Source organism: Arthrobacter sp. CC3 (assembly GCF_039907775.1).
Lineage (GTDB): Bacteria > Actinomycetota > Actinomycetes > Actinomycetales > Micrococcaceae > Arthrobacter.
In genome coordinates this window covers 33,669-47,102 of sequence record NZ_JARCCY010000012.1, presented here as the reverse complement: position 1 = coordinate 47,102, position 13,434 = coordinate 33,669, and the positions used below count along the sequence as shown (strand labels likewise).

General features: G+C 66.3%; 14 protein-coding genes and 1 tRNA gene. 14 read left to right on the top strand and 1 reads right to left on the bottom strand.

All coding sequences use genetic code 11. The features are described 5' to 3' along the window. The first annotated feature begins 135 nt into the window (after positions 1-135). The 8 genes from PV761_RS09360 (at position 136) to PV761_RS09325 (ending at position 7,701) form a co-directional block, all read left to right on the top strand. Positions 136-208: transfer RNA gene (locus tag PV761_RS09360), tRNA-Ala, on the top strand. A 71-nt stretch (positions 209-279) separates the two neighbouring features. Further along, on the top strand, positions 280-630 hold the full coding sequence (locus tag PV761_RS09355; protein ID WP_028269013.1) for a zinc ribbon domain-containing protein YjdM: 351 nt from the start codon (positions 280-282) through the stop codon (positions 628-630). Between the two features lie 54 nt (positions 631-684). Then, the gene (locus tag PV761_RS09350) at positions 685-1,797 is read left to right on the top strand and encodes an NAD(P)-binding domain-containing protein (protein ID WP_347896152.1); all 1,113 of its coding nucleotides are present in this window, start codon (positions 685-687) and stop codon (positions 1,795-1,797) included. A gap of 118 nt (positions 1,798-1,915) precedes the next feature. Further along, positions 1,916-3,052: a methyltransferase gene (locus tag PV761_RS09345; RefSeq protein ID WP_347896150.1), complete on the top strand. Its 1,137-nt coding sequence runs from the start codon at positions 1,916-1,918 to the stop codon at positions 3,050-3,052. Positions 3,053-3,256: 204 nt separating this feature from the next. After that, complete coding sequence (locus PV761_RS09340) at positions 3,257-4,459, top strand: ROK family transcriptional regulator (protein WP_043437307.1); 1,203 nt, start codon at positions 3,257-3,259, stop codon at positions 4,457-4,459. A gap of 114 nt (positions 4,460-4,573) precedes the next feature. Continuing rightward, a complete protein-coding gene (locus PV761_RS09335; RefSeq protein WP_347896148.1) occupies positions 4,574-5,929 on the top strand; it encodes an extracellular solute-binding protein in 1,356 nt (451 codons plus the stop codon). A 3-nt stretch (positions 5,930-5,932) separates the two neighbouring features. Continuing rightward, positions 5,933-6,814: a sugar ABC transporter permease gene (locus tag PV761_RS09330; RefSeq protein ID WP_347896146.1), complete on the top strand. Its 882-nt coding sequence runs from the start codon at positions 5,933-5,935 to the stop codon at positions 6,812-6,814. Further along, positions 6,811-7,701: a carbohydrate ABC transporter permease gene (locus PV761_RS09325; RefSeq protein WP_347896144.1), complete on the top strand. Its 891-nt coding sequence runs from the start codon at positions 6,811-6,813 to the stop codon at positions 7,699-7,701. The genes PV761_RS09330 and PV761_RS09325 overlap by 4 nt, the downstream gene beginning before the upstream one ends. 8 nt (positions 7,702-7,709) lie before the next feature. Here PV761_RS09325 and PV761_RS09320 read toward each other — a convergent pair whose 3' ends face one another. After that, positions 7,710-7,913, bottom strand: coding sequence for a hypothetical protein (locus PV761_RS09320; protein ID WP_231510972.1), 204 nt, complete (start codon positions 7,911-7,913; stop codon positions 7,710-7,712). 162 nt (positions 7,914-8,075) lie between these two features. On the opposite strand from PV761_RS09320, the gene PV761_RS09315 reads away from it, so the two are divergent. The 6 genes from PV761_RS09315 to PV761_RS09290 are packed head-to-tail and all read left to right on the top strand — an operon-like array spanning position 8,076 to position 13,360. Then, positions 8,076-9,083, top strand: a complete 1,008-nt coding sequence (locus PV761_RS09315; RefSeq protein WP_347896142.1) for an AAA family ATPase — start codon at positions 8,076-8,078, stop codon at positions 9,081-9,083. 10 nt (positions 9,084-9,093) lie between these two features. Next, positions 9,094-10,029, top strand: a complete 936-nt coding sequence (locus PV761_RS09310; RefSeq protein WP_347896140.1) for a DUF58 domain-containing protein — start codon at positions 9,094-9,096, stop codon at positions 10,027-10,029. Next, positions 10,019-10,543, top strand: a complete 525-nt coding sequence (locus tag PV761_RS09305) for a hypothetical protein (RefSeq protein WP_347896138.1) — start codon at positions 10,019-10,021, stop codon at positions 10,541-10,543. The genes PV761_RS09310 and PV761_RS09305 overlap by 11 nt, the downstream gene beginning before the upstream one ends. Next, positions 10,534-11,547, top strand: coding sequence for a VWA domain-containing protein (locus tag PV761_RS09300; protein WP_347896136.1), 1,014 nt, complete (start codon positions 10,534-10,536; stop codon positions 11,545-11,547). The genes PV761_RS09305 and PV761_RS09300 overlap by 10 nt, the downstream gene beginning before the upstream one ends. Next, positions 11,544-12,554 carry a vWA domain-containing protein gene (locus PV761_RS09295; protein ID WP_347896134.1) on the top strand — a complete coding sequence of 337 codons (1,011 nt, stop codon included), beginning with the start codon at positions 11,544-11,546 and terminating at the stop codon, positions 12,552-12,554. Before PV761_RS09300 ends, PV761_RS09295 begins: the two co-directional genes overlap by 4 nt. After that, positions 12,551-13,360 (top strand): hypothetical protein, encoded by an 810-nt coding sequence (locus PV761_RS09290; protein WP_347896132.1) that lies wholly within the window; start codon positions 12,551-12,553, stop codon positions 13,358-13,360. Before PV761_RS09295 ends, PV761_RS09290 begins: the two co-directional genes overlap by 4 nt. The last annotated feature ends 74 nt before the right edge of the window (positions 13,361-13,434 follow it).

Genomic DNA, 13,434 nt, shown 5'->3' with positions numbered 1-13,434 from the left:
CGTGCTCATGTCCGCCGTTCAGGGCAGTAGCGGCCGGCGGATCAGGCGCTCCGGACCCGAATTGGCGTCTTACATAATTGTGGTTTAAGATAATCAAGTTGCTTACGGAGATCGGTCCGGAAGAAACAAGAGTTTGGGGCTGTGGCGCAGCTGGTAGCGCACCTGCATGGCATGCAGGGGGTCAGGGGTTCGAGTCCCCTCAGCTCCACCCAGGTTCATCCAGCGAAAGCCGCCCTTCAGGGCGGCTTTCGCTGTTTAACGCTCGACTAATATGGGAGCGTGAACGAAACCCTCCCTCCCTGCCCTGAATGCTCCAGCGAGTACACCTATGAGATGGGCGCGCTGCTGGTGTGCCCCGAGTGCGCCCACGAGTGGTCGGCCGAGGCGACGGATGCCGCAGGAGCCACGGAGTCGGTCATCAAGGATGCGGTGGGAAATGTCCTCGCCGACGGTGACACCGTCACGGTCATCAAGGACCTCAAGATCAAAGGAAGCTCCACGGTCATCAAGGTCGGGACCAAAGTTCGCGGCATCCGGCTGATGGACGGCGTGGGCGACCACGACATCGACTGCAAAGTGGACGGTGTCGGACCCATGCAGCTCAAATCCAGCGTGGTCAAGAAGGTCTAGGCGGGACCGGAGATCCTCAACGCCCAGGCGGCCGGACTTCAGGCCGCGGATGTAGTGGTCATCGGCGCGGGCCAGGCCGGCTTATCCGCCGCCTACCACCTTCAGCGTCGCGGCTTTCTGGCCGCGGGCGGAACCGGCGAAAACGCAGCTCCAGCCATGGCGGAAAATGCGCCAGGTTCATACGTTGTGGTTGACGCCGAAGCCGGGCCTGGTGGCGCATGGCGGCACCGCTGGCAAAGCCTCCGGATGGCCACCGTCAACGGCATCAGCGACCTGCCGGGCATTCCGAAGCCGGACGTCGACCCGGCTGAGCCGAGTTCCGCGTTCCTTTCACGCTACTTCGGTGACTATGAGAGCGGGCTCGGGCTGAATATCCTGCGGCCCGTGAAGGTCCGTTCGGTGTCCCGTGAAGATGACCGCCCTTCGGGGCGCCTTCGGATCGAAACATCCGCGGGCAGCTGGTCCGCGCGGGCGGTCATCAACGCCACCGGCACGTGGACCAGGCCGTTCTGGCCGATCTACCCGGGACAGTCCAGCTTCCGGGGCAGGCAGCTGCACGTGGCCGACTACGTGGCGGCCGAGGAATTCCGCGGGCAGCACGTCATCGTGGTGGGCGGCGGAATTTCCGCCGTCGGGCTGCTGGACGAAATATCCCAGGTGACCACCACCAGCTGGTTTACCCGCCGGGAGCCGGTGTGGCGGGACGCCGAGTTTGACCGGCAGGCGGGCCATGATGCCGTCGCCCTGGTCGAAGAACGGGTCCGGCAGGGACTCCCGCCTCAAAGCGTGGTGTCTGTCACGGGTCTTATCCGGACGCCCTCGCTGCGTGCGGCTGCCGCGCGCGGCGCCCTGAACCGGCGGGAGATGTTCACGGCGATAGAGCCCGACGGCGTCAGGCTGGCCGATGGAAGCTTTCTGGCCGCCGCGGTGATCCTCTGGGCCACCGGCTTCCGGGCGGAGCTGGAACACCTGTCGCCGCTGCACCTGCGGGGCAGCGGCGGGGGCATCGCCATGGACGGCACCCAGGTGGCAGCGGAGGAAAGGGTCCACCTGGTGGGGTACGGGCCGTCGTCGTCCACCATTGGCGCAAACCGGGCCGGCAGGGCGGCAGTAGCCGGCATCCTGCGGATGTTCGAGCGCCGCGCGGCTGAAGCGGCGCGGACCTGACCGTTGTGCACGCCGCGGACAGCACCGTTTTCGCGGTAGGTTTACTGGGTAGCTTTTCGCCCCGTGGTTCCCTCCCGGCGGCGGAATGACAATGGACAGGGAAGGCGGCAGCTTGCACGTGGCGGACAACACCGTGGCATCAGTACTCGCCGGTCTGCGCCGGTTCCCCGACGTTGAAGCCCCGAACCTGCAGGCCTGGGATGCTACCGACAAGCTACTCCTCGAAACAGCGTCGGAACTGCTGACGCCGGAGAGCCGGATCGCAGTGATTGGTGACCGCTACGGGGCCCTCACCCTGGGGGCGCTGGCCGGCTACGGCGTCCGGGACGTCAAGGTCCACCAGGACCTGATCACGGGGGAGCGGGCACTCCGTAACAATGCCGCAGGGCTTGGCATCGACGCCGGTTTTGAGCAGTTGCCGCTCGGCGCCGCACTGTTCGACGACGCCGACGTGGTGCTGCTCCAGCTGCCCAGGACGCTCGCGGAGCTCGAGGAAGCGGCGGACGCTGTGGCCCGCTACGCGGCTCCGGACACGGTGCTGCTGGCCGGCGGCCGGATCAAGCACATGAGCCTGGGCATGAACAGCGTCCTGCAACGGTACTTCAACGACGTTCAGCCGCAATTGGCCCGGCAAAAATCCCGGGTCCTGATAGCCAGGGACGCCAAGCCGGTAACGGGACCGCCGCCGTTTCCCGTCGCGGACAGCAACAGCGAGCTGGACCTCACAGTCTGCGCACGCGGTGCGGTATTCGCGGGTACCAAGCTCGACATCGGAACAAGGTTCCTGCTGCGGTACGTGCCCGACATGCCATCGGTACCACATGTTGTGGACCTCGGCTGCGGGACCGGCATATTGGCCGCCATGTACGCCAGGATCCATCCGGAATCGAACGTCACGGCGACTGACCAGTCGGCCGCGGCCGTCGACTCTGCCCGGGCCACAGCTGAAGCCAACGGCCTGGCGGGGCAGATCACCGTCCTCCAGGACGATGCCATGGACTCCCTGCCGGACGGAAGCGCCGGCCTCATCCTGTTGAATCCGCCCTTTCACCTGGGTGCCAGCGTCCACGCCGGGGCGGGAATCAAAATGTTCCGTGCCGCTGGAAGGGTGCTGGCGCCGGGCGGAGAACTCTGGACCGTCTACAACAGCCACCTGCAGTATCTGCCCGCACTGGAACGGTTTGTCGGCCCCACCCGCGTGGCAGGCAGGAACGCCAAATTCACTGTTGCGGTCAGCACCCCCCGCGCTGCGTAGCGGCAAGTGCCGCGACGCCGGAGCCGGGTGCACGCCCGCCACGGCAGCGAAACCACCGTGGCCAAAGTCAGCGTGTGAGCGTACCGCAGCGCGCGCGGGTAACGTACGATTCAAGCATCAGCAGTGCATAACCGAAGAAGTTTAGGGGAATCCGTGACTGAGATCCGCACGCCATCGCCGAGGCGCGGAACCAATTTGCCCCGTATGGGGGACTTCAATCTCACGGTGATCCTTGACGCCATCCGCCGCTCCTCGGGAGGCCTCAGCCGGGTGGAACTCGCCCAGATCGTGGGCCTGTCGCCGCAGACGATCTCCAACATCTCACGCCGCCTGCTTGACCAGAACCTCATCGTCGAAGCCGGCAAGGAAGGCAGCGGGCCGGGGAAGCCGCGCACCATCCTCCGGCTGAACCCCGCCGGGATGTACGCGGTGGGCGTTCACCTCGATCCCACCGTCACCACCTTCGTGGTGCTGGACCTCGTGGGGTCCGTTGTCAGGCACTCCAGGATCAACACTCCGGGCGCCAGCGATCCGGACGGCATCATTGCCATCATTGCCTCGGAGATCAAGGACCTGGTGGCCGCCTCCGGCGTTGATCCTGACAAGATTGCCGGCCTTGGCGTGGCCGCCCCGGGTCCGATCAACCTGGACGAGGGCACCGTGGTTGATCCGCCCCTCCTCCTCGGCTGGGACCGGGTGCCGCTCCGGGATGCCCTCGCGGAGGCCACCGGCCTGTCCACCCTGGTGGACAAGGACGTCACCAGCGCAGCCGTCGCCGAAACCTGGGCCGGCGGGCCCAGCGGCTCCGGCAGTTTCGTCTTCATGTACATGGGCACCGGCATTGGCTGCGGCATCGTCCTCAACGACGAAGTGGTCCGCGGAACCTCGGGGAACGCCGGTGAAATCGGGCACATCATTGTGGATCCGGACGGCCCGCCGTGCGACTGCGGGCTCAGGGGCTGCGTGAAGTCCAGCAGTATCCCGCAGGTCCTCGTGGCGCAGGCCGAAAGCGCCGGAGTCCTTGACGTTGTGCGCCACCCGTCCGGTGCGCTGGACATCCAGGAAAGTTTTGCCAGGCTCTGTGACGAAGCGGACGCCGGCAACCGCAAGGCGGCTGAGATCCTCGACCACTCCGCTGTCCTGGTCGCCCGGGCCGTGGCTGTAGTCACCAATACCCTCGACGTCGAGAGGGTGGTCTTCGGCGGTCCGTTCTGGACTCGTCTCTCCCGTCGTTACCTGGACCGGGTCCCCGGGTTGCTGGCGGAGAACAGCGCGGCCCGCCAGATTCATGACATTGAGGTTGTCGGAACCGGTGTAGGAGAGGATGTAGGTGCCATCGGCGCCGCCTGCCTGGTGCTTGAGCATACGCTGGCCCCTCGCGCGCAGCGGCTGCTGCTGGAAGGCTGAGGTCGGCGTCCCTGCTTGAGAGAGGGAAGCACTAACCTGAAATTGCAAATCGGCTAAAGGCTGGGGCCAGCTGGAGGACATTGGGGGCTGCAGCCGCTCGAAGATTGGAGCGTCATGCACCGCCCTGCCAAATTCCTTGTGGCGCTGTTTTGTGCGACAGCGCTGGTGGCAACATCAGCCTGCTCCGCGGAACAGCCGGCCGCCGAAAACAAGACCCTGAAGATCGTCTACCAGAAGACCGATTCGTTTACTGCCCTTGACACTCTGTTCAAGGACGCCAAGAAAGACTTCGAAGCGGCAAACCAGGGCACAACCGTGGACCTGCAGCCCATCGAGGCCAACGATGACGATTACGGCACCAAGCTGTCGCTGGCCCTCAGATCGGCGGAGACCGCCCCGGATGTCTTCTATGAGGACACCTTCAAAGTACGGTCGGACGTCGATGCCGGGTACCTCCTGAAACTGGATGGCTACCTCGAGAAATGGTCAGACTGGAAGCTGTACAACGAGGCCGCCAAAGCGGCCGGCACCGGCGACGACGGCGGCATCTATGCGGTGCCCCTCGGTACAGACACCCGCGCCATCTGGTACAACAAGACAGTCCTGCAAAAGGCGGGAATAACCGTCCCGTGGCAGCCCCGGAACTGGGACGAAATCCTGGAAGCGGCCCGCAAGATGAAAGCCGCGGACCCGTCGCTGGTCCCGTTCAACATGTACGCCGGCAAGGCCACCGGTGAGGGCACAGTCATGCAGAGTTTCTATGAGCTTCTCTACGGCACGGACAGCGAACTGTACGACCAGCAGGAGAAGAAATGGGTGGTGGGCTCCCAGGGTTTCAAGGATTCCCTGATTTTCCTGAAGACCCTGTATGACGAAGGGCTGGCCGTGACGCCGGCCGAGGCGCTCGATGCCAACGTCTGGAAGAAGGTCTTCGGCGAATGGCTGCCCAAGGGCAAAATGGGGGCCACCGTGGAAGGCTCCTACACGCCGTCGTTCTGGCAGAAGGGCGGCAACTATGAGTGGGCCGGCTACGCCGACAACATGGGCGTGGCGAAGTTCCCCACGCAGCGCGGCCAGGAACCAGGCGGCGTCAGCATGTCGGGCGGCTGGACGCTGGCCGTCGGGGCGGACTCCAAGAACCCGGACCTGGCTTTCAAGTTCTTGTCCGAGGCCTTGAGCAAGAAGAACTCCCTGGCGTTCACGGTGTCCGGTTCCCAGATCGCAGTCCGGACGGACGTCGCCGCCGAACCCGAATACCTGGCCGCAAATCCGTTCGTCAAGGACGTGTCCGAGCTCGTTTCCGTCACCCACTACCGGCCTGCCACAGCGGACTATCCGCGGATTTCCGCCGCAGTCCAGGTTGCCACTGAAGCCGTGATCACCGGTGCCCTCTCACCGCAGGAGGCAGCCGCGCAGTATGACAAGACAGTCAAGGACCTGGTGGGTGACGCCAAGGTCGTGCAGAAATGACGCATGGTTGAACGAAAAACGGTCCGGCAGCAGCTCCGGTTGCTGCCGGTTGTGCCGTCAGTCCTCCTGATCCTCCTTTTCCTGGCCGCTCCCATCCTCTGGTCCTTCCACGCCTCCTTCACCAACGCGGCCCTCACCGGCCGCAATGCCAGGAACCCGGCCTGGACCGGCGTCGAGAATTATGTGCGGCTGCTGGGAGACTCTGCATTTCCGGCCGCGGTTGTCCTGACGGTCGTCTTTGTCGCGGCGTCCGCGGTGGTGGGCCAGAACATGCTTGGACTCCTGATCGCGGGCCTGATGACGCGGGCACGCAGGCCGGTGGCCGCCGTCGTCGGAACCGCCGTCGTGGCGGCCTGGGTGTTACCCGAGATCGTTGCGGCCTTTGCCGCTTACGCCTACTTCAGCAAGGACGGGACCCTGAACCAGGTGCTTGGCGGTGCAGGCGTGGCCGGCGCCGACTGGCTGTACGCCTACCCGATGGTGGCCGTGGTGCTGGCCAACATCTGGCGCGGCACCGCGTTCTCGATGCTGGTGTACCGGGCAGCCCTGGCCGACGTGCCGCAGGACATCTCCGAGGCGGCCCTGATGGATGGTGCGGCTGGCTGGCAGCGCCTGGTGTTCATCACCCTGCCGCTGATCCGGTCCAGCATCGCCACCAACCTGATGCTTGTGACGCTCCAGACCCTGGCCGTTTTCACCCTGATCTGGGTGATGACGGCCGGCGGTCCGTCCAACGCCAGCACCACCTTGCCGGTCCTTGCCTACCAGGAAGCCTTCAAGTTCGGCGACATTGGCTACGGCACCGCCATCGCCTCGGTGCTCATTGTTCTGGGCCTGGTGTTCGGGATTGCCTACGTCCGGCTCCTCAGGGGGGATAAACGATGACGACGGCGGGCGGGCCGGAATTGGACGAAACGTCACGGCGCGTCCGGCACGGCCAAGGGGAACGGCCGGGACGCCGCCGGGGCCGGGGTCCGGCGGACGCCGCTTTGCTGCTGATCGGCGCCTGCTTCGTCCTGCCGCTGCTGTGGCTGGTGTTCGGCTCGCTGGACGCCGAGGCGGGCTACCAGACGCGGTTGCCGGCCAGCGCCTCGTTAGCGAACTTCACCGCGGTCCTTACGCCGGAGCTGCTGCTCAGGCCGCTCTGGAACAGCTTCCTGCTCTCAGCCGGGACAGCGTCTGTAACCCTGGTGGCCGCTGTGCTGGCTGCCTACCCCCTGTCCCGCTTCGAGTCCAGGTTCAACCGGCCGTTCATGTACTCGATCCTGTGCGGTACCTGCCTGCCGGCAACCGCAATCATGGTGCCTGTGTACGGCCTGTTCGTCCAGCTGCGGCTGCTGGATTCCCAGCCGGCCACGGTTCTCTTCATGGCTGCAACCGCGCTGCCCATGGCCATCTGGATGACCAAGAACTTCATGGATGCGGTTCCCGTTTCGCTGGAGGAGGCCGCCTGGGTGGATGGCGCGTCCGGGCTCACGGCCCTGCGCGCCGTGGTGCTGCCGCTCATGCGCCAAGGCCTGGGTGTGGTCTTCATCTTTGTTTTCATCCAGACATGGGGCAATTTCTTCGTGCCCTTCATCCTGCTGCTGTCGCCGTCCAAGCAGCCCGCTTCGGTCTCGATCTTCAGTTTCTTCGGACAGCACGGCGCGATTGCCTACGGCCAGTTGGCCGCATTCTCGATCCTCTACTCGGTTCCGGTCCTGGTCCTTTACGTCCTCGTGGCGCGCGGAGCCGGGGGATCGTTTGCGCTGTCCGGGGCGATGAAGGGCTGAGCCGGGCGTCAGTCGATGTCTTCGACAACCGTTCCGAACGGGATCGTGTCATCCAGATGGGCCTGGTGGCCGGTGGGTCCCGGGTTGTAGAGGACCCTGACCCCATGCAACTTCTCCGCCGCAGACTGCATGAGGATCGGCCGGACGGTGTTGATGAAACTCTCGCTCTTGCCGGCGAGATACTCCTGGTAACTGGCTGGAAGCTGAATCATGCCATCAGGATAGTCCTGAGCGGCCCGCATGGGGAGGGTTCCCCATTGCAGAATCCGCTAACCACGGCTTGGATAGGATGGCCCGTGGCGGACGCGTTGTGACCGCCAGAGGGTCCGGCAGCACCAGCGGCCGTCCACGAACAGCAACCAGGGGGATTTCGAGTGCTTCAGTCAACGGCCGCCGTCCGGATCGAAGCGGCGGAACTGGCCCGGGCGCAGCAGGTCATGGCCAGCATCTCGCGTAGCTTCGACGCGAAGGTCGTGGGGCAGGCGAGGCTCCGGGAATCGCTGCTGGTAGGACTCATGACGGGCGGCCACATCCTGCTGGAAAGCGTCCCGGGGCTGGCGAAGACCACCGCTGCGCAGACAGTCGCGGAATCTGTGAGTGCCGAGTTCCGGCGGATCCAGTGCACCCCTGACCTCCTGCCCAGCGACATCGTAGGCACCCAGATCTATGATGCGGCCAAGGGAACGTTCGTCACGCAGTTGGGCCCGGTGCACGCCAACATTGTGCTCCTGGACGAGATCAACCGCTCCAGTGCAAAAACACAGAGTGCCATGCTCGAGGCGATGCAGGAGCGGCAGACGTCCATCGGGGGAGTGGTGCACCGGCTGCCCAGCCCGTTCCTGGTGCTGGCAACGCAGAACCCCATCGAGCAGGAGGGCACCTACCTGCTGCCCGAGGCACAGATGGACCGTTTTATGCTCAAAGACGTCCTGGACTACCCCACGCCGGCCGAAGAGGCCGAGATCATCCGCAGGATCGATTCGGGCGTCTTCACCGACGAACAGCGTCCGGCCGCCGCCGCGTCGCTGGACGCGGTCTCGGAAGTGCAGGGACTGGTCAGGCGCGTTTACATCGACCCGGCGATCGTCCGGTACATCGTCGGCCTGGTGTTCGTCACCCGGAACGCCGCCCAGTACATCGACTCCCGGCTGGCGGGGTTCATCGAATTCGGAGCCAGCCCGCGTGCCAGCATCGCCTTCAGCCAGGCCGCCCGCGCAGTCGCCCTCCTGAACGGCCGGGACCACGTGATCCCCGAGGACGTGAAGGCGCTGGCCCACCGGGTGCTCCGGCACAGGATCATCCTCGGCTTCGAGGCGGTGGCGGAGCAGGTTCCGGTGGAGACGGTCATCGACGCCATCGTGGCATCCGTCCAGACTCCCTGAGCGCGCGCCTGTGTCCAGCCTCCTGACCCGGGTGAAATCGAAGATGTCCATCTTCGCCCACCGCAAAGCCCGGGGAATGCTCGACGGCGAATACGGTTCCGTCTTCAAAGGCCGCAGCCTCGACTTTGACGACCTCCGGGCCTACCTTCCCGGAGACGAAGTCCGCGACATCGACTGGAAGGCTTCCGCCCGGCACGGATCCCCGCTCATCAAGCGCTATGTTGCCGTGCGGCGGCAGACGGTGCTGCTGGTGACGGATACCGGACGCAATATGGCTGCTTCCTCGCTCGGCGGCGAAGCGAAGAAGGACGTTGCCGTGATGGCCCTGGGGGTGGTGGGCTACCTGGCCCACCGTCACGGCGACGTGGTGGGGCTGGTGTGCGGTGACGAGTCCTCGTCCCGGTCCCTGCCCGCGAAAGCCGGTGAAGCGCACCTGGAAAGGCTCCTCCGCGCAGTCAACGACAGCACGGCACTGACCTCGCCCCGCAGCAGCATCGGCGAGCAGCTCTCCTACGTGGCACGCAACTTCGGCCAGCGCATGCTGCTCTTCGTGGTGGCCGACGAAGTGGTGCCGGATGCCGGGATGGAGCGGTTGCTGCGCCGTCTGCGCGCCCAGCATGAGGTTCTCTGGCTGACGGTACGCGACGCACAGCTGGCGGGGGCCGGCCCTGCCGGGCTACAGCCGGCCCGAACGGAAGCGGCGGGGGCACAAACGGCCGGCCTGCCTGCCGACCGCTACGATGTTGCGGACGCCGGCCTCCTGCCCGCCCGCCTCGCGGCATCTGATACTGTGATCCGCGCCTATGCGGCGGCACAGGAGCAGCGGGATGCGGCCCGGGAATCCGTGCTGCGGCGGCTGGGCATTGCCCACGTCCAGGCAGGCAGCAGCCATGACGTGATGCCCGCGGTGTTCACCCTGCTGGAACGGCACCGCCGTGGAAAATGACGCAGGGTTCTACGCTCCTTTGAGCTACAGCCCCTGGTTGGCGTGGGCGGGTCTGGTCCTGCTGGTGCTCGCCGCCGCCTGGCTTGCATACGTCTTCCTGAGCACCCGGCAACAAGACAGCTCAATAACGGCTCCCGCCTCCGGGCCGCCGTCGGATCCGTCCGGACTCAAACGGGACTACCTGCGCCGGATTGACGCGGTGGCAGCCGCGGCCGCCACAGGCAGGCTGTCCGCGCGCGCCTCGCACCAGGAGCTCAGCCTGCTCATCAGGAGCTTTGTCCGCGACATTGCCGGCATCGACGCCCCGCGGATGACCCTGGCCGAGCTCCGCGAACAGAACATTCCCGCCGCCGCCCTGGCCGTCAGCAGCCTCTATCCCGCGGAATTCGGCCCTGAAGGCCCAGAACCCGGCGCCCCTGAACCCTCCGCCCCTGAACCCCGCGCCCCTGAACCCCGGGACCCTGTCGCGGCTGCCGCGGAAACGGCCCGGGAGGTGGTCCGGACATGGAACTGATCTTCTGGTGGATGATTCCGGCCGCCCTGCTCCTTGGTGCGGGGACATATTGGCTGGCCCGGAAACGGGAACAGGGCCGCCAAGCCACCCTGCGTCCGGTGGCCCACGGCCACCGGCTCACCGAACTGCCGGAGTACCAGGCGGCAGTGCGTCGCCATCGCCGCTGGCTCACGGTGGCTGCCATCGCCGGGGGAGTCCTGATGACTGCAGCCCTGGTGGCCGCGGCCAGGCCGGCCGGGCGCAGCACCATCAGTCCCGAGCAACGCAACCGCGACATCATCCTGTGCCTTGACGCCTCCGGATCCATGAGCAGCGCCGACGCGGCGGTCGTGGAGGTCTTCGCCCGCCTGGCCCAGGGATTCGACGGCGAACGGCTGGGCCTGACCGTCTTCGACAGCAGCGCGGTGCAGGTCTTCCCCTTGACGGACGACTACGACTTCGTGCAGGAACAACTGCAGGCCGCCAGGGAGGCATTTGACGGCGCGCCCGGCAGCGCCGGATTCCTGGACGGCACGTGGAACGGTGCCGGATCCTCCCTGATCGGGGACGGCCTGGCCTCATGCGTGCAGGGCTTCCCGGCAACTGACGGGGGAGGCGCGGACGGAAGCGGCGGTTCGGAGGAGCGGTCCCGTTCCGTCGTCCTGGCCACCGACAACTTCGTCTCGGGCGAACCCATCTTCACCTTGACCGAAGCGGCAGCGCTGGCCAGAAAAAAGGACGTGCGGGTCTACGCCCTCAACCCGGGGGACTTCGACTACGGAACGGACCCCGATCAACCCGGTGCCGAGCTGCGTGCGGCCGCAGAGGGGACAGGCGGGGCCTACTACCCCCTGGACAGTCCGGACGCGGTCGCGGATATCATCCGCAAGGTTCAATCGACGGAGGCCACCGCCTTTACCGCCGCCCCGCAGGCCGTCGTTTCGGACCGCGCCGAGATCCCGCTGGGCATCGCCCTGGTCTCCGGCCTGGTCCTGGCAGGCGCCACCTGGAGGCTGAGGTCGTGACCTTCCAACCCATCTGGCCGTGGTGGATCATGCTTCCCGCTCTTGCCGGGCTCGTCGTTGTCCTGGGGTGGACGGCCGTCCGGAGCCGGCAGCCTGGAGCAGTACTCCACGGCCTGCTGCTGCCCGCCGGCCTCATGGCACTGCTGCTGCTGGCGGCGCTCCGGCCGGGGGTGCCCGGCGGCAGCGTCCGGTCAGCAGCCGCCGACCTGAATGTCTTTTTCGTCGTCGACACCACCAGCAGCATCGCGGCCGAAGACTACGGAAACGGCAGCCCCAGGCTCGACGGCGTCCGGAAGGACATCATGGCCATCGCAGGGGAGCTGGCCGGTGCAAGGTTTTCCCTGATCACGTTCGACTCCCAGGCGGTGGTCCGGATGCCGCTGACCACGGACACGTCAGCCCTCAACACCCTCACCGGCGTGTTGGAACCCCAGATCACCCAGTATTCGACGGGCAGCAGCGTCACTGTGGCCGGGACTGTCCTCAACGAGCGGCTCAAGGCTGCCAGGGACAGCCACCCTGAGCGGGCGCGGATTGTGTACTACCTCGGCGACGGCGAACAGACCAGCGGCAAGTCGCCGGAGCCGATGCGCGTTGAAGGCTCGCTGGTCAACGGCGGCGCGGTGCTTGGTTACGGCACCGGGCAAGGCGGACGGATGAAGGAAAAATCCAGCTATTCGTCCGAGGGTACCGCCGCCTACATCCAGGACCGCAGTGCCGGCAACGCCGGGGACGCCGTGTCCCGAATCGACGAGGACACCCTCCGGGAAGTGGCGTCACAGCTTGGCGTGCCCTACCTCCACCGCGCGGCCGGGGACGGGACGGCCCCGATGATGCAGGCGGCCAGGCCCGGCGCGCTCCACGAGACCTCGGAGTCACTCGAGGGAAGGACGGAGCTCTACTGGGCCCCGGCACTGGCTGCGTTCATCCTTGCGCTGTGGGAAAGCATCCGCGTGCTCCGCCAGTTGAAGCAACTCCGGCCCGGAAGAACGGAGTTCGGCCGATGAACCCCGAAAAGAGCCCGTCAGCCGTGCCGGGCCGCGACAAGCACCGGAGGCGCAGGTTGCTGCTGCTATCCGCAGCGCCCGTGCTGGTTGCCGTGGCGCTCGCTGTCAAGCTTCTGAGCGTCGGCTATCTGGGCAGCGAAGCGGCGGCGTCATTCGGCCGCGGCGACCAGGCCGGCGCGGCTTCCGCGGCGTCCGGCCTGGGCATTGCCAACGTGGTGGAGCAGCACAAGGCGCCCTTTGCCGCAGGCGACGCCCTGGTGCTCAGCGGGGATTTCAGCGGTGCCCGCAAACTCTTTGAAGCATCCCTTGCTGACGCTGCGCCAGCCGATGAGTGCAAGGTGCGCGTCAACCTGGTCCTCAGCGTTGAACGGCTGGCGGACGCGGAAACGGCGGCAGCCGACGCCGCCAGGCCCGCCGATGCCGCCAAGTCCGCGCAGTCGGCCGCTGATGCGTCCCGCCTGTATGACGAAGGCCTGGAGGTCATCAGGGCGGCTCCGCAGGGTTGCTTCAACCCGGACGAAAGCCAGGACAGCGCCAACGGCGCAGACGGCGAGGGTGACCGGCTCCGCGGCGCGGAAGAACGGCTGCAATCCAAAGCGGAAAAGCTTGGCGCCGCGGGGCCCGACGCTGAAACCGGGAACGGCGCAGACAAGCAGCCGCAGCCCGATCCGGAACCGCAGCAGAGCCAGCTGGACAAGCTCGAGGAGTCGGCCAAGTCCGCGCAGCGGGAACGAAACGGCGGCAGGCAACGGGACGAATACCTGGGTAACAACGATGCCGGGAGCGGCACGGACAGGCCCTGGTGATCTTCACCGTTGTTCGCGGGCTTTGGTAGTTTCCAGCCTCTCTGCACGCTGGGGCATATGCCCAGGAGCATTCT